A 14501-nucleotide genomic window follows, 5' to 3' on the forward strand; every position below is an offset into this window, starting at 1 on the left:
GGCGGGCAGGAATTCCGACGTCGAAACCAGCTTGAATCATCATGATCCAACCCTACAAACCAGGGTGCGCATGGGCCAGGGCCCGTCCGGGCTATGTGGAAAACCTCCCTGGCGCAGCCCAGCACACGGCATCCCCCGCGTGCTCACCCCCGGGCGATGGCCTCACCGTCGGGGCTCAGGAACCAGCCGTCGTCGGTGGAGCCCCAGCGGTGCCGGCCCGCCGACATCCGGGCGGCGTTGGCGACGCCGTATCCGGGTGCCTGGTCCGCCAGCAGGCGGCGGATTCCGGACCGCGCACCGTTCATGCCTGACGCGCCTTCAGATTCAGCACGGATGACAGGCAGCCCGGTCGTACCTGCCCAGGCCTGCAGGCGCGCCATTTGCCGCTCAAGGTCCTGCTTCCGGTCAGGGGAGGACACCCGGGTGTACAGGCCAAGGCCTCCCGCCGCTGCGCAGGTCGAGCTTTCGGGGCTGACGATGATGAGCCTGGGGCCGACGCGGCGCGCCGGAACCGTGAGCGTCCCGTCCCTGAACCGTTTGTAGGCCGTTTGCGTGTGGATACCCTGCGAAATGGCCCAGTCTTTCAAACGCATAGCATCAAGACACCACGCACCTCTCGCACTTAATCGCTCTAGGATGTACTCAAACGTGTTAAAAGTTCAACAGGTCAAACCCCACAGGATTGCCGCTGTCACGGGCGCCCCTTGACATGCGGTACCGCGGCCGGACCGGGCCCGACGCAGTCGGCCACGCGGGCTGGCAGCCGGCGCTCCCGGCTCCCGCGGGGGGTTCGCCGCCCCGTGGACCTAGCGGCGGCGGCGCTTGGGGGCGGTGCCGAAGACCCCGCGGAGCAGCTCCCTGCCGAGCTGGGTACCCAGCGAACGGGCCATGCTCTTGAAGCCGCCACCGAGGGCGCCCCCCAGAGTGCCGGCGAGGTCGCCGACCATGCTTCCGTTGTCCTGCTGGGACTGCCGCGGGGCGGCACGCTCGGGTTCCCTGGCCCTCTCGGGGGCCGGTGCGGGCCGGCTGCTGGGGCGGCCCAGAATCTCTTCCTCGATCCGTCGGGCGTCGGCGTCGACGTCGTTCGGGTCAAAGGCGCCGCCGCCCTGCGCAGCGGAACGCCCCGCAGCGGATCGCTCCGCAGCGGCCGGACCGGCCGCCTTGCCGGTGATCTTCTCGTAGGCGGACACGTTGTCCACGGCCGTGCCGTACTTGGGGAGCAGCGCGGAGCCGGCCACGGTGCTTGAGACCAGCGCTGCGGCGCTGGGGCCCATGACTGATTCCGGGGCGCGCAGCCGGGTCAGCGCCACGGGGGTCGGTGCGCCCTTCTCATTCATGACCGTGATGACGGCCTCGCCGATTCCCGCCGAGGTGAGCGTCTCCTCGAGGTCGTAGTCGCTGATCGGGAAGGTCGAGATCGTTGCCTTCAGTGCCTTGGCGTCCTCGGGGGTGTACGCGCGCAGGGCGTGCTGCACCCGGTTGGCGAGCTGGCCCAGCACGTCGGCCGGGACGTCTTTGGGGGTCTGGGTGACGAAAAAGATGCCCACCCCCTTGGACCGGATGAGCCGCACGGTGGTGGTGATGGCGTCCAGGAAGGCCTTCGAGGCGCCGTTGAACAGCAGGTGTGCCTCGTCCAGGAAGAACACGAGCTTGGGCTTGTCCAGGTCGCCGGCCTCCGGGAGATCCTCGAAGAGGTCTGCGAGCAGCCACATCAGGAAGGTCGAGAACAGCACCGGCCTGGTCTGCAGCGTGGGCAGTTCAAGGCAGCTCACGACGCCGCGGCCGTCCGGGGCGGTGCGCAGCAGCTCGGCGGTGTCGAACTCGGGTTCGCCGAAGAACTTCTCCATGCCCTGCGCGTCGAGCGTGATCAGTTCGCGGAGGATGACGCCGGCGGTGGCCTTGGAGAGGCCGCCGAGTTCCTCGAGCTCGTCCTTTCCCTCGTCCGAGGTGAGGAACTGGATGACGGCGCGCAGGTCCTTCAGGTCGATCAGTTCCAGGTTGTTCTTGTCCGCGAAGTGGAAGACCAGCTGCAGGCTGGATTCCTGGGTCTCGTTGAGCTCCATGATGCGGGAGAGCAGGATGGGGCCGAAGGACGTGATGGTGGCGCGGACCGGAATGCCGTTGCCGTCGCCGCCGAGGGCCAGGAATTCCACCGGGAACGTCTTGCCGGACCACGGCTGGCCGATGCTTTCCGTGCGTGCGAGGAGCTTTTCGCTGGCGGTGGCGGCCGTGGCCAGCCCCGAGAGGTCGCCCTTGATGTCCGCCAGGAACACCGGCACCCCCGCAGCGGAAAGCTGCTCGGCCATCATGTGCAGGGTGACGGTCTTGCCGGTGCCGGTGGCTCCGGCCACCAGTCCGTGCCTGTTCATCATGGCCAGCGGCAGCCGGACGGGCGCCTCTTTGTGGAGCTCGCCGTCGATAATCGCGGCTCCCAGCTCGATCGTGGGTCCCTCGAGGGTGTACCCCTTCTGGATCGTGGCGACTTTATCTGCAGTGGACTTGATAGCCATGCCGCTAGCATAGCCGCGCCACGCCAAATGTGATCCCGCGTTTCTCCACGATATGCAGCGGATGCCGGCAGTACACTCTGGCATGGCTAACTCCCTTTTGAAGACGGTACTGACAGTTGTCACCACGCTGGGTCTTGTCCTCCTGGGCAGCGGCCCGGCGACGGCGGCCCACTCCCGCTCCTCCGACCCCGTGGGCATCGACGTGTCCTGGCCGCAATGCGGCAAAACCCTTCCGAAGCAGCCGGCGTTCGCGATCGTCGGCGTCAACAACGGCCTCGCCAACACGACGAACCCGTGCCTGGCATCGGAGCTGGCATGGGCCAACACGGCAAAATCGCCCGCCGTGACGTCGCAACCGAGAGTCGCGCTCTACGTCAACACCGCCAACCCCGGCCTGCAGGGATCCTGGTGGCCCACCTCGAACACCTACGGGGGCGCGGCAGTCGCCAACCCCTATGGGACGTGCACCAGTGCCGCCCAGGACTTCAAGGCGTGTTCCTACATGTATGGCTACGCGAAGGCCTACGACGACGCCAACCTGCGCGGGGTGAGCAGCCCGGCGTCGTATCTCTGGTGGCTTGACGTGGAAACAGGAAACACCTGGCAGTCCGACAAGGCGGCCAACGTCGCCGACCTTGAGGGCATGACCGCCTACTTCGGGAGCATCGGGGCCCCGGTGGGCCTGTACTCAACCGGTTTCCAGTGGGGGCAGATTGCCGGTTCCGTCCCGTCCAGCAGCCCGCTGGCCGGGCTGCCCAGCTGGCTTGCCGGGGCGCAGTCATTGTCCGGGGCCAAGTCAAACTGCTCCCTGCCCGGGCTGACCCCGCGCAGCATCGTGGCCGTGACGCAATATCCCTCCGGAGGGCTCGACTACAACTTCGCGTGCCCCTAAGGGCCCGCGCCCTCCACGGGTGCCGCCACGAGGCCGGCCGGCCGGAAACGAAATAACAGCGCAGAAATAACCCGGGCACCGCCGTCGTTGACCAGAGTGTGCCCGCGCCGGAAGATCCGGTGCGGGGCCGGACTGACTCTTGACACACTGCTCCGCTACGAAAGGCCGGCTTTTCCGTGACTGTTCCGCTTTCCATCCTTGACCTGGCAACCATCGGGAAGGGACAGACGGCGGCGGACAGCTTTGCCGGAAGCGTGGCCATGGCGCAGAGCGCCGAGAAGCTTGGCTACCGGCGGATCTGGTACGCCGAGCACCACAACATGTCCGCCATCGCCTCCTCCGCCACCAGCGTGCTGATCGCCCACATCGCCGCCCACACGGAGACCATCCGCCTCGGCGCCGGCGGCGTCATGCTGCCCAACCACTCGCCCCTGACCATCGCCGAGCAGTTCGGAACCCTGGAAACCCTGCACCCGGGACGGATCGACCTGGGCGTGGGCCGCGCGCCCGGCAGTGACCAGAACACGATGCGGGCGCTGCGCCGCGATCCGATGTCCTCGGACAGCTTCCCGCAGGACGTGCTGGAGCTCCAGGGCTACCTGACGGGTCCCACCCGGATCCCGGGCGTGGAGGCGGTGCCCGGCAAGGGCACCAACGTGCCCCTGTACATCCTGGGCTCCTCGCTGTTCGGCGCCAGGCTCGCCGCCCAGCTGGGGCTGCCGTACGCGTTCGCCTCGCACTTCGCGCCGAACGCGCTACAGGACGCCGTCGCCCTGTACCGCCGGGAGTTCAAGCCGTCCGCGCAGCTGGATGCCCCGCACGTCATCGCCGGGGTCAACGTGATCGCCGCGGACTCGGCCGCCGAGGCGCAGGCAATCTTCCAGGACACCAAGCGCGCCCGGATTTCGCTGTTCTTCGGCAACGGCCGCGTGTTCAGCGACGACGAGGCGGACATGATCCTGGATTCCCCGCAGGGCCAGCACACGGCGCAGATGATGAAGTACTCCGCCGTCGACACCCCCGACGCCGTGATCGCGTACCTCGATGAGTTCACCGCCCACGCCGACGCCGACGAACTGATCGTGGCGCACCAGAGCACCGGCACCGAAGCGCGGCTGCGGTCCGTGGAGCTGCTGGCGCGGGCCGCCGGGCTGGTGCGGGCGTAGCAGGGGCGGCTATTCCTCCCGGCTGGCGCCGGCCGAGGCGCTGACGGGAAAAACGCGGGGGGCCGTGAAGCCTGCGCGGGCGAATTCCCGGGCGATTCCGTCCTTGACTCTGGGGACGTCGCTGTTGCGGACCAGGGCGATCGCAGCCAGATCCAGTTCCGGAGTGGAAATTTCAAAGTCGTCGCGCATGGACACGTGCGATGCGTTGAGGAAAGGCCCGACGGCGGCCGGCCCTTCCGCCCGCAACGCAGCGACCGTGTCCAGCATCCGCTGGTTCTCGGTGACGACGTGGCGGACCCGGCGGAAGGTCTCTCCATCCAGCACCCCGGCTGCACGGGGAAGATCCTCGGGGCCGAGCGCCCGGAGGCTGGAGACGCCCATTGCCTTGGCGCCATCCTCGCAGGACCGGCGGCGGCTCGCAGAGCCGCCGTCGGTCCTGCGAGTGGCTCGTGCGGGTGTCGATGACGAGCGGCCCGAGCTCCGCGGCGGCAAAGCCAAGCGGAACGCTTTCCGCCTGCAGGCTCTGGCAGTCCAGCAGAAGGCCGTGATCGGGCTCGCCCAGCAGCGAGGCGGACTGGTCCATGATGCCGGTCGGGGCGCCGACGACCCGATTTTCGGCCAGCTGGCCGATCCTGGCCAGCGCCTGGCGCCCCAGGCCCAGCTTCCCGGCGAGGGACCCCGGTGTGTTCGGGCGAGAAGCACACGACTTCGCAGCGGCCCACGGACTGCCGGCTGCGTCCGAGGCCGATCCTGGCCAGATCGTCAAGGCCCACGGGTGCTCCGGGGCGCGCCAGGCCGGGACCAAACGAAGGGGACTTGTTTTCGAAGACGGCCACATCGTAGGGGCTGGGGATCTCCGAGGGGTTGTCCGCCGAGGCCGGCGCCAGCGGATCCAGATGCGCGGGGGGAAGGACGATCCGGTTCTGGCGGGCCGAGGCCACCGAAATCCACTCGCCGGTCAGCGCGTCCTGCCGCATGGCCGCTGTCGGCGGGCGTGGGGCCGGTTCGCGCAGATCCGGGGACCGCCCGGGGGAGAGGGCGGTGTCCGCGTCGTCGAAGTAGATGATGTCCCGCCCGTCGGCGAGCTGATAGGAGCGCTTCATGATCTCACCCATGCTGGACCAACGTCCCGCTGTTCCCGGAAATGCTGCGGGCACCCGCACCCGCACCCGCACCCGAGCCGGAGGCGCTGCCGCCGGAGGCGCGGACGCTCAGGAGCAGGCCGTGTTCCGGGTTCAGGACGGGCATCGGTAAGCCTGACTCCGCCAGGAACCGGCCGCTCGCCTCAACCCCGGGCGAAAGCCAGGCCGGCGGGTGGACCTGGGCGAAGGTGGGTCCTCTCCCGGCAGCGGGATAGACGAGCTCCACCCGGTAGTTCTCCTCGGGCCGCAGCCCGGGGAGGGCCACCCGGCCGGGGACTTCGGAGAACGACGTCGCCACGGACACCAGCGCGAACAACGCTTCGGTGCCGTCATGGGAGACGACGCCGTGCAGCATCAACGAGGGATCCGGTTCGTCGGCGCGCACCATGCGCCCGCTGTGGAGCAGCCCGCGGTAGTCCTTGTAGAGCGCGATGGCTGCGGCGAGCCCGCTGCGTTCGGCCCCCTGGAGTTGGCGCACGTCCCATTCCAGGCCGAAGTGGCCGAACATGGCGGTGATGGCGCGGAAGGACAGGTCGTGGGTGCGCGCGGTGGTGTGCGATGTCGGCGGTCCGATGTGCGCTCCCACGAGCTCGGGCGGTACCACCACTTCGGTCCACCGCTGGATGGTCTGGCGTTCGAGGGCGTCGTTGCAGTCGGAGGCCCAGACCCGGTCGGTGCGCTCAAGGATGCCCAGGTCAACGCGCGCACCGCCGGAGGAGCAGCTCTCGATTTCGACGCCGGGGTGGGCCTTCCGCAGCGCATCCAGGAGCCGGTAGACGGCCAGGGTCTGGGCGTGGACGGACGGGCTGCCCCCATGTCCCATCTCGGTCAAATCCCTGTTCTGGTCCCATTTGAGGTAGCCGATCCGGTACTGGGTCAGGAGCGCGTCCAGCCGGTCGAAGACGTACTGCCACGCACCGGGGTTGACCAGGTCCAGGACCTGCTGGTGCCGCCACCGCTCCGGCAGCCGGGCGGAGGAGGTGCCGCCTGCGGAGCGTGGGGCCGGGCCCGCGATCCAGTCCGGGTGGGCGCGCGCAAGGTCCGAATCCTCGCTGGCCATCTCCGGTTCAACCCACAGGCCGAACTCCATGCCGTGCGCGGTGACCGCGTCGATCAGCGGGGTGAGCCCGTCGGGCCAGAGTTCCTCGTCGACGTACCAGTCGCCAAGGCCGGCGTGGTCATTCCGGCGGCCCCGGAACCAGCCGTCGTCGAGCACATAGCGCTCGACGCCGAGGCCCGCGGCGGCATCGGCCAGCTCCAGCAGTGTGCCAAGCCGGTGGTCGAAGTAGACCGCCTCCCAGACGTTGAGCACCACGGGTCGGGGCTTGCCGGAACGGGCCCCCGGATGGTGCGGGCGTCCGCGGAACCAGGCATAGAAGGCTTCGCTAATGCCGTCCAGGCCGGCGTCGGAGTAGGCGGCAAACAGCCACGGCGTCTCATAGCCGGTCCCCGGGGCCAGGGTGATCTCGGCTGAGCCGAGCAGTTCCGAGGCGCCGATGACGGACCGGCCGTCCCCGATCGTCTCGACGAAACTTTCGTGGTTGCCGCTCCAGCCCAGGTGCACGGCCCAGACCTGTCCGTGGCGGTTGCCGAATCCGGCGGTTCCCGCGGCCAGCAGCAGCGAGGAATCATGGCCGGTGCGCCCGTGCCGGCCCGAGCGGACCCAGGTGCCGTGCCGCAGGGGAATCCGCTGCGGGTGGGCTTCGCGGCACCAGCGGCCGGTCAGGTCCAGGATCTCCGTGGCGGCACGCCCCACGGGGAGCACTGCGGCGAGTTCCTCGAGCCGGTAGGCGTCCGAACCGTCATTATGCAGGCGGTGCCGTAGCTGCAGCAGGCCGCCGTCGTTGATCCTGATCTCGGTGCTGAGCGTGACGCCGGCGTCGGGGTCGGACTGCGTGACGACGGCGGAGCAGCCGTCGTCCTGCAACTCCACGGACACAACGCGGAGCCTGGCGGAGAAGGACTGCCCGTTCCGGTGCCCGCGGAGGCCGGGGCGTCCCCGCCAGCCGGAGGACGCCTGGGGGATCAGGCCCAGGGTGACAGGAATGTCCAGCGACGAGTGCGCCACCGGATCGCTCAGGAGCGATAGCTCCGGAATGCGGGGGCCGAGGTCGGCGCCGAAGTGCAACATGGCCGGCTCGCCGGTTCTGAAGTCGATGAGCAGTGACGTGCCGGAGCGCCGCAGGTGCAGCGGCCCGTCCGGCGGTTGCAGGGGCGGTGCCTCCGCGGAGACGGGGATCGGATGCAGGTGGTTCACGGGAGCTCCAGGCGATGTCATCGGGCGTCGGGTTCGGTGGTGGTGCTGGTCCGCTCAGCCGGCAGCGGTGGCGTCGGCAGCGGCGGTGACCGTGGCCTCCGCAGCTGCAGGCCCCACGGTGGCCGTGCCGGTGGGGGCCAGCCGGAGCCGGCCGACGCGTTCGCCGAGGATCCGCCGGGCCTCGCCGGCGAGCCGGTCGTCGCTGATGAGCTCGTCGGCGTCCTCTAGGCCGGCGATGGTGCTGATGCCCAGGGTCCCCCACTTGGTATGGTCGGCCAGTACCACCACCCTTCGGGCCGCGGCCACGAACGCCCGGTCCGTTTCCGCTTCCAGGACGTTCGGGGTGGTGAAGCCGGCGTCGGCATCCACGCCATGGACGCCCAGGAAGAGCACATCGAGGTGCAGCTGCTTCAGGGCGGCGGTGGCCAGCGGCCCCACCAGGGCGTCGGAGGGCGTGCGCTCGCCGCCGGTCAGGATCACCGTGGACGGGGAGGAGCCCTGGTGGAAAACGTCGGCAATGCGCACGGAGTTGGTGACCACGGTGATGCGGGGCCCGGCGGACAGCAGCTGGGCCAGGGCCCAGGTGGTGGTTCCCGCGCTGAGCCCCACCGCCATGCCCTCGCGCACCTGGGCGGCCGCCTCGCGGGCGATCGCCATTTTCTCGTCCTGCAGCTGGGTCACCTTCAGCTCGAAGCCGGGTTCGTGGGTGCTGGCACCGCCGGGCAGCCTGGCCCCGCCGTGGATCTTCTCGAGGGCACCCGCGGCGTCCAGGGCCTCGATATCGCGCCGGACGGTCATGAGGGACACGCCCAGCATCTGTGCGAGGTCCGCCACGCGGACGATCCGTTCACGCTGGACCTCCGCAATGATGGCGGAATGGCGGGCTGCGGCTAGCATTTTTCGTCCTTACCGGCTTGCTGGAAGGGAGTCGTGGGAGCGGACGACGGCGACTGCACCGGCGGCCAGGCTGAGCCCGCCGTCGAGGTCTTCCCCACTGATCACCTCAACACCCGAAAGGGGAAGCTTGACCTCGTCCGTTCCGTGGTTGATGCAGAATGTCCAGTCCGTACCGCCCTTGCTGCGCCGGGAGACTTCCACGTTGGCGGGGAGCTCCGGGACGAGGGGCAGCACTGCGGCATCGGCACAGATGACGGCCAGCAGTTCGCCCAGGCCCTCCGGCGCCAGCGTCGTGGCGACATAGTAGGCACGGCCGTCTCCGGCGTGGTTGCGGGTCACGGCAGGGGAGCCGGCGGCCGGCCAATCGTCCACGACGGCGAGGGCCTCGGCCGTGGTTGTCCTCCCCAGCTCGCTCCAGCGGGTACCGGTGCCGAAGCTGCTGAGCCGGACGGCTTCCCCGGCGCGCAGCGGAAAGAACTCTTCCATCTGCACGCCCAGCAGCCCGCTGAACGCGCCCGGGTAGCTGCCAAGCCTGATGTGGTCATTTTCGTCCACGATACCGGAGAAATACGTGACCACGAGGTGGCCGCCTGCCCTCACATACCCGTCCAGGTTCGCCGCACCGGAATCGCTCACCAGGTACTGCATCGGCGCCACCACGAGCCGGTAACCGGAGAGGTCATCCGTGCTTTGGCGGAAGTCGGTCGGGATGCCGGCACGGTAGAAGGCGTCGTGCCAGCGCAGTGTTTCCGCGATGTTCGAGGCGTCCACGCTCGGGTGTGAATCAAGTTCTGAGGCCCAGCGGGCATCGGTGTCATGGATGATGGCGACGTCGACGTGCCCGGACGCGCCCGTGACGACCGAGCCGCTGACTTCGGCGAGGCTGCGCAGGGCCTGCCCCAGCTGGACCACTTCCCGCCAGACCTTGGTATCGGTGCCGGCGTGCGGAAGCAGCCCCGAGTGGAACTTCTCGGCGCCGGCGCGGGAGGCTCTCCACTGGAAGAAGAGCGCGCCGTCGGCGCCGCGGGCCACATGCTGCATTGAATTGCGCAGCATTTCGCCCGGCGCTTTGGCGACGTTGCGGGGTTGCCAGTTGACGGCCGACGTCGAGTGCTCCATGAGCAGCCAGGGCTTTCCCCTGGCCCAGCCGCGGGTGAGGTCAGCTGTTGCCGCCAGCTCCTGGAAGTTACGCCGGTCCGCCGCGATCAAGTAGTGGTCGTTGGAAACCACATCCATCTCCTCTGACCACCGCCAGTAGTCCACCGGCTGGTGCAGGCCCATGTTGAAGCCCATGAAGTTGGTGGTGACCGGATGCGGTGAGTGCGAGCGGATGATCGCCGCCTCGGCCTTGTAGCATTCCAGCAGTTCATCGGAGGAGTACCGGGCGAAATCCAGCTGCTGCGTCGGGTTGACCCAGGTCCCGGACGTGCGCGGGGGCAGGATCTCCTCCCAGGCCGAGTAGCGCTGGGACCAGAACGCGGTGCCCCAGGCGGCGTTGAGGCCGTCAAGCGTCCCGTAGCGGTTTTCGAGCCAGGACCGGAAGCCCGCTGCGGCGCCGTCCGAGTAGTCCGGCTGGTTGTGGCAGCCGTACTCGTTGTGCACATGCCACATCACGACGGCGGGATGGTCCTTGTACCTGCCGGCGATCTGCTCGGTCAGGGCCGCCGTGGCCCGGCGGTACTCGGGGCTGGAAGCCGCAAACGCCTGCCGGGAACCATAGCTGTGCCGGACGCCGTCGGCTGTGACCGGAAGGGACTGGGGATACTTGTGGCTGAACCACGGCGGCGGGGAGGCCGTGGCGTTGGCCAGGTCCACGTGGATGCCGTTGGCATGGAGCAGGTCCAGGACCCGGTCCAGCCAGCCGAATTCGTACACGCCTTCGGAGGGTTCCAGCAGCGACCAGCTGAAGATGCCGACGCTGACCAGGTTGACGCCGGCCTCCCGCATGAGCCGGACGTCCTCGTCCCACGTCTCCTCGGGCCACTGTTCCGGGTTGTAGTCTCCGCCGAAGGCCAGCATCGGGGAACCCTCGGAGCCGAGGCGGGCGGTGATGTAGTCCATGCCAGCGTTCTTGTTATCAATGTCCACGTTTATCCTTTGCTGGAGCCGAGGGTCAGGCCGGCTACGAAGTGCCGCTGGAGGAGCAGGTAGATGATGAGGGCGGGAACGGCCGTGATCATGGCGCCGGCCGCGATCAGGTTGTAGTTCGAGAGGAACTGGCCCTGGAGGTTGTTGACAGCTGTCGTCACCGGGAGGCGTTCGCCGCTCTGGATGAAAAGCAGGGGCCAGAAGAAGTCGTTGTAGATGAAGATGACCTCGAGGGTGCCCATGGCGGCCAGCGCCGGACGGCAAAGCGGCAGGATGATGTCCCAGTACTGGCGCCAGACGCCGGCGCCATCCACGAGCGCCGCTTCCGTCAGCTCGGGAGAGAGGGACTTCATGTAGTTGGACAGCACAAAGGTCACGAAGCCGATCTGGAATGCGGTGTCCACCGCGATCACGCTGACGTAGGTATTGAGCAGATTCCCGGAGTCGCTGAAGGCATAGGGGAGTTCGAGGTGCCTGAACATTTCGAAGAGGGGCGCCGCGAGGACCTGCGGCGGGAGTAGGTTGCCGGCGGTGAACATGATCAGCAGGGTGATGTTGAATTTCCAGTTCACCCGGCTGACGGCGAACGCCATCATGGACGCGAACAGCAGGATCAGGATCACCGAAGGAACGGTGATCAGCACGGAGTTCCAGAACAACTTGGAGAAGCCGCCCTGCGTCCAGGCCTGCACGAAGTTGTCCAAATTAAACGTGCCGTTGACGCTGAAGTAGCCGTACTTGTCCGTATCGGCCTTGGGCCGGAGCGCCGTGAAAATCGTCCAGACCAGCGGAACCAGCCAGATGGCGGCCATCACGATCAGGAAGATGTGGGTTCCGTAGTGGCGCTTGCCTTGCTTGTTGTTGGCGGATCCCCTGGATCCTGGGCGGGAAGTGGCCGGCCCGGCGGGGGCCGCTGGCATGCCCGGCGCACCGGCATCGGTGGGATGTGCGATGCTCATGCCTCTTTGTCCTTTCCGAAGGCGCGGGACAGGTAGAAGGTGATGGGAATCAGGGAGATGACCAGCAGGATGACGGCCAGTGCGGATCCGACGCCGATCACCTGCCCTTCGCCGACAAGGTTTTGGACGACCAGGGCGCTGATGAGCTCCAGGCCGTTGGTGCCGCGGTTGATCACGTAGACGATGTCGAACGCCCGGAGGGATTCGATGACGGTGATGACGATGATGATGACGTTGACCGGGCGCATGGCCGGGAAGACCACCCGGAAGAAAGTCTGGACGGCGTTGGCGCCGTCGATCTTGTCGGCTTCCCGCAGGGTGGGGTCCACGCCCTTGAGCCCGGCCAAGTACAGGATCATGACGTAACCGGCGTGCCGCCAGGTGGCGGCAAAGAGGGCAGCCCAGATGTTGACGCTGGAATCGCCGAACCAGTCGACGGCTTGGGGTGTCCCGGCCGTGCCGAGCAGGAAGTTCAGCAGTCCGCTGTCGCGGTTGTAGAACAGCTGCCAGATGACCCCGATGAGGGCCAGGGAAAGCATCACCGGTGTGAAGAAAATGCTTTGGTAGATCCTGCTGCCGCGGATGTTTTGGTCCAGCAGGACGGCCAGCAGGAGCCCCAGCGGCGTGGCGATGAGTGCCAGGAAGACCAGCCACAGCACGTTATGCTGCACGGCGGGCCAGAACGGCGGGTAGTCCTGGGAGACGAACTGGTAGTTCTCGACGCCGGCGGGCTTGATATCAGTCAGTTCGAGCCCGTTCCAGCGCGTGAAGGACAGCCCGACGGACATGAGGGTGGGGATCCAGGCGAGGACCAGCTGGATCAGCGTGGGGATGCCCACCATGATGCCGAGCACCACCTTGTCGCGGCCTGACAGCCGCCGGACCCGCCGCCCCGGGGCGGCGACAGCATCGCGCCCCCGCGCGGACAGATCGGTAGAGACACTCATGGCGATTCCTTGTTTTGGGAAAAGCGCTCGGATCAAGCGCTTGGGACATGCGTTTCGGGCCGATGCGTCGCTACTGGGCGGCGTACAGGGACTTGGCCTGGGCTTCCAGGTTCTTCACATCGACGGCGCCGTCCTTGATGAAGGACTGCAGGGCCGGGATCATCACGTTGTTCGCCATGGCGGGCAAGGCATCACGGTCGAAGAACTGGCTGATGTTCTTGGCGCCGCTGATGGAGTCGGCAAGCTTCCTGGTCAGCGGCGTGAACTTGGACGTGTCCGCGCCCTTGGCGGTGGCGATGTAGGAGGAATCGACCGCGGCGTAGGCGTTCTGGCCTTCCGGAGTTCCGAGGTAGGCCAGGAAATCCTTGGCGGCCTGGTTCTGGCCGCCCTTCTTGGAGAGCAGGAGGCCGTCGATGGGCGCCTCGATGGAGTCCTGGCCCTCCATGGCGACCTCGGGGAACGGGAAGAAGTCGATGTCGTCGGCACCGGCTTTGTCCGTGTACTGCTGTGTCAGGAAGGAACCGAGCAGGTACATGCCCGACTTCTTGTCGGCGAGGGATTTCGCGGAGTCCTGCCAGGTCATGCCGAGGGCATTCGGGTTCTGGAACGGCAGCAGTGCCTTCCAGGTATCGAAGACGTCGCTGACCTTCTTCTGGTCCCAGCTCTCCCTGTGCGCCGTGGTCCATATGGAACTGGTAGCCGTTCAGGCGCATGTTCAGGTAGTCGAACGTGCCCATCGCGGGCCAGCCGTCCTTGTCCGCGAATTCGATCGGGATCAGGCCGTCGGACTTCATCTTGGCGCAGAGGGTCTTGAGCTCATCGAAGGTCTTCGGTGCGGCGTAGCCCTTCTCTGCCCAGAGGCTCTTCCGGAAGAAGAAGCCCCACGGGTAGTTGTAGTTGGGGATCAGGTACATTTTCCCGTCCGCGCCCGTGGAGGCCTTCTTCAGGGCGTCGGAGTAGTTGGCTCCGACCTTTTCCCAGACGTCGTCGATCGGTGCCAGCAGGCCCTTGCCTGCGTAGTACTGCATCCGGTAGCCGGCAAACCAGGTGAAGGCATCGTCCGGGCTGCCCTGGAGGTAGGTGTTGATCTTGTTCTGAAAATCATTGTGGGCCACCACATTGGTGGTGACCTGGACGCCGGACTTCTTCTCGAAGGCATCGGTGACGGCCTTGTAAGCGGCCTTGGGGACTTCATCCGAGGAACCCGATCCGAAGGTCAGGGTCTTGGCGCCTGCGCTGCCGGACGGGGTGCTGCCGCCCGTGCAGGCTGCCAGCAGGGGAATGCCGGCCATGGCTGCCGCGCCCGCCCCGAAGGTCTTCAGCAGGGTCCGGCGGTCCCAGCCGCCTTGGCTGGAAGCCCTGCGCAGGGCGTCTTCATGCATGGTCATGATTTCTCCTTTGAAAAACACGGACGGCGTGAAGCAGCTCACATAATTATCTATCATAAACGCACAATAAGGAACGTCAAGGGGCAAAAAGGAACATTTTGGAAAGCCGGCCCGACGCGGTTCGGGTGGTTGGGCTGCGCGTGGGGCCGGCGGGCACCGGCGTCCGGATCGTTGACTAAGCCGCGGCGCACCCCTACCGTTAGGTTTTCAGGGTGCCGGCTTGCTCCGCTGGCCGGTGGCAGCACCCACTGTTCC

General features: G+C 67.4%; 11 protein-coding genes and 3 pseudogenes. 2 read left to right on the plus strand and 12 right to left on the minus strand.

The genetic code is table 11. The features are described from left to right. Positions 1-143 precede the first annotated feature (143 nt). Together ACQCSZ_RS22020 and ACQCSZ_RS22025 are read right to left on the minus strand one after the other, a co-directional pair. On the minus strand, positions 144-593 hold the full coding sequence (locus ACQCSZ_RS22020; RefSeq protein ID WP_427005731.1) for a recombinase family protein: 450 nt from the start codon (positions 591-593) through the stop codon (positions 144-146). A 213-nt stretch (positions 594-806) separates the two neighbouring features. Beyond that, positions 807-2510 carry a helicase HerA-like domain-containing protein gene (locus tag ACQCSZ_RS22025; RefSeq protein WP_427005732.1) on the minus strand — a complete coding sequence of 568 codons (1704 nt, stop codon included), beginning with the start codon at positions 2508-2510 and terminating at the stop codon, positions 807-809. An 82-nt stretch (positions 2511-2592) separates the two neighbouring features. Between ACQCSZ_RS22025 and ACQCSZ_RS22030 the strand changes: the two genes are divergently transcribed. Together ACQCSZ_RS22030 and ACQCSZ_RS22035 are read left to right on the plus strand one after the other, a co-directional pair. Further along, positions 2593-3402, plus strand: a complete 810-nt coding sequence (locus tag ACQCSZ_RS22030; protein WP_427005733.1) for a hypothetical protein — start codon at positions 2593-2595, stop codon at positions 3400-3402. A 176-nt stretch (positions 3403-3578) separates the two neighbouring features. Continuing rightward, on the plus strand, positions 3579-4568 hold the full coding sequence (locus ACQCSZ_RS22035) for an LLM class flavin-dependent oxidoreductase (RefSeq protein WP_427005734.1): 990 nt from the start codon (positions 3579-3581) through the stop codon (positions 4566-4568). 9 nt (positions 4569-4577) lie between these two features. On the opposite strand, the gene ACQCSZ_RS22040 is transcribed toward ACQCSZ_RS22035, so the two are convergent. From ACQCSZ_RS22040 to ACQCSZ_RS22085, 10 genes and pseudogenes are all read right to left on the minus strand, one after another. After that, the gene (locus tag ACQCSZ_RS22040) at positions 4578-4949 is read right to left on the minus strand and encodes a hypothetical protein (RefSeq protein ID WP_427008483.1); all 372 of its coding nucleotides are present in this window, start codon (positions 4947-4949) and stop codon (positions 4578-4580) included. Between the two features lie 235 nt (positions 4950-5184). After that, positions 5185-5259, minus strand: a pseudogene (locus ACQCSZ_RS22045) (hypothetical protein); the annotation flags it as partial. Then, positions 5246-5683: pseudogene (locus ACQCSZ_RS22050) on the minus strand (galactose-1-phosphate uridylyltransferase); the annotation flags it as partial. The pseudogenes ACQCSZ_RS22050 and ACQCSZ_RS22045, both read right to left, overlap by 14 nt. Beyond that, positions 5676-7958, minus strand: coding sequence for an alpha-galactosidase (locus ACQCSZ_RS22055; RefSeq protein WP_427008419.1), 2283 nt, complete (start codon positions 7956-7958; stop codon positions 5676-5678). The pseudogene ACQCSZ_RS22050 and the gene ACQCSZ_RS22055, both read right to left, overlap by 8 nt. A 63-nt stretch (positions 7959-8021) precedes the next feature. Further along, a complete protein-coding gene (locus tag ACQCSZ_RS22060) occupies positions 8022-8864 on the minus strand; it encodes a DeoR/GlpR family DNA-binding transcription regulator (RefSeq protein WP_427005735.1) in 843 nt (280 codons plus the stop codon). Between the two features lie 9 nt (positions 8865-8873). Further along, complete coding sequence (locus ACQCSZ_RS22065) at positions 8874-10952, minus strand: beta-galactosidase (protein ID WP_427005736.1); 2079 nt, start codon at positions 10950-10952, stop codon at positions 8874-8876. 2 nt (positions 10953-10954) lie between these two features. Then, complete coding sequence (locus tag ACQCSZ_RS22070) at positions 10955-11911, minus strand: carbohydrate ABC transporter permease (RefSeq protein ID WP_427005737.1); 957 nt, start codon at positions 11909-11911, stop codon at positions 10955-10957. Then, positions 11908-12858 carry a carbohydrate ABC transporter permease gene (locus ACQCSZ_RS22075; RefSeq protein ID WP_427005738.1) on the minus strand — a complete coding sequence of 317 codons (951 nt, stop codon included), beginning with the start codon at positions 12856-12858 and terminating at the stop codon, positions 11908-11910. The genes ACQCSZ_RS22070 and ACQCSZ_RS22075 overlap by 4 nt, the downstream gene beginning before the upstream one ends. Positions 12859-12928: 70 nt before the next feature. Next, the gene (locus tag ACQCSZ_RS22080) at positions 12929-13546 is read right to left on the minus strand and encodes an extracellular solute-binding protein (protein WP_427008420.1); all 618 of its coding nucleotides are present in this window, start codon (positions 13544-13546) and stop codon (positions 12929-12931) included. 37 nt (positions 13547-13583) lie between these two features. Then, a pseudogene (locus tag ACQCSZ_RS22085) lies at positions 13584-14303 on the minus strand (ABC transporter substrate-binding protein); the annotation flags it as partial. Positions 14304-14501: the final 198 nt, after the last annotated feature.

The organism is Pseudarthrobacter sp. H2 (genome assembly GCF_050157045.1).
Lineage (GTDB): Bacteria > Actinomycetota > Actinomycetes > Actinomycetales > Micrococcaceae > Arthrobacter.

What these genes read in the sequence shown, in the direction of transcription:
- ACQCSZ_RS22075 (WP_427005738.1), bottom strand. Translation starts at nt 12,858, where the DNA reads ATGAGTGTCTCTACCGATCTGTCCGCGCGGGGGCGCGATGCTGTCGCC.
- ACQCSZ_RS22020 (WP_427005731.1), bottom strand. Translation starts at nt 593, where the DNA reads ATGCGTTTGAAAGACTGGGCCATTTCGCAGGGTATCCACACGCAAACG.
- ACQCSZ_RS22070 (WP_427005737.1), bottom strand. Translation starts at nt 11,911, where the DNA reads ATGAGCATCGCACATCCCACCGATGCCGGTGCGCCGGGCATGCCAGCG.
- ACQCSZ_RS22030 (WP_427005733.1), top strand. Translation starts at nt 2,593, where the DNA reads ATGGCTAACTCCCTTTTGAAGACGGTACTGACAGTTGTCACCACGCTG.
- ACQCSZ_RS22025 (WP_427005732.1), bottom strand. Translation starts at nt 2,510, where the DNA reads ATGGCTATCAAGTCCACTGCAGATAAAGTCGCCACGATCCAGAAGGGG.
- ACQCSZ_RS22040 (WP_427008483.1), bottom strand. Translation starts at nt 4,949, where the DNA reads ATGGGCGTCTCCAGCCTCCGGGCGCTCGGCCCCGAGGATCTTCCCCGT.
- ACQCSZ_RS22060 (WP_427005735.1), bottom strand. Translation starts at nt 8,864, where the DNA reads ATGCTAGCCGCAGCCCGCCATTCCGCCATCATTGCGGAGGTCCAGCGT.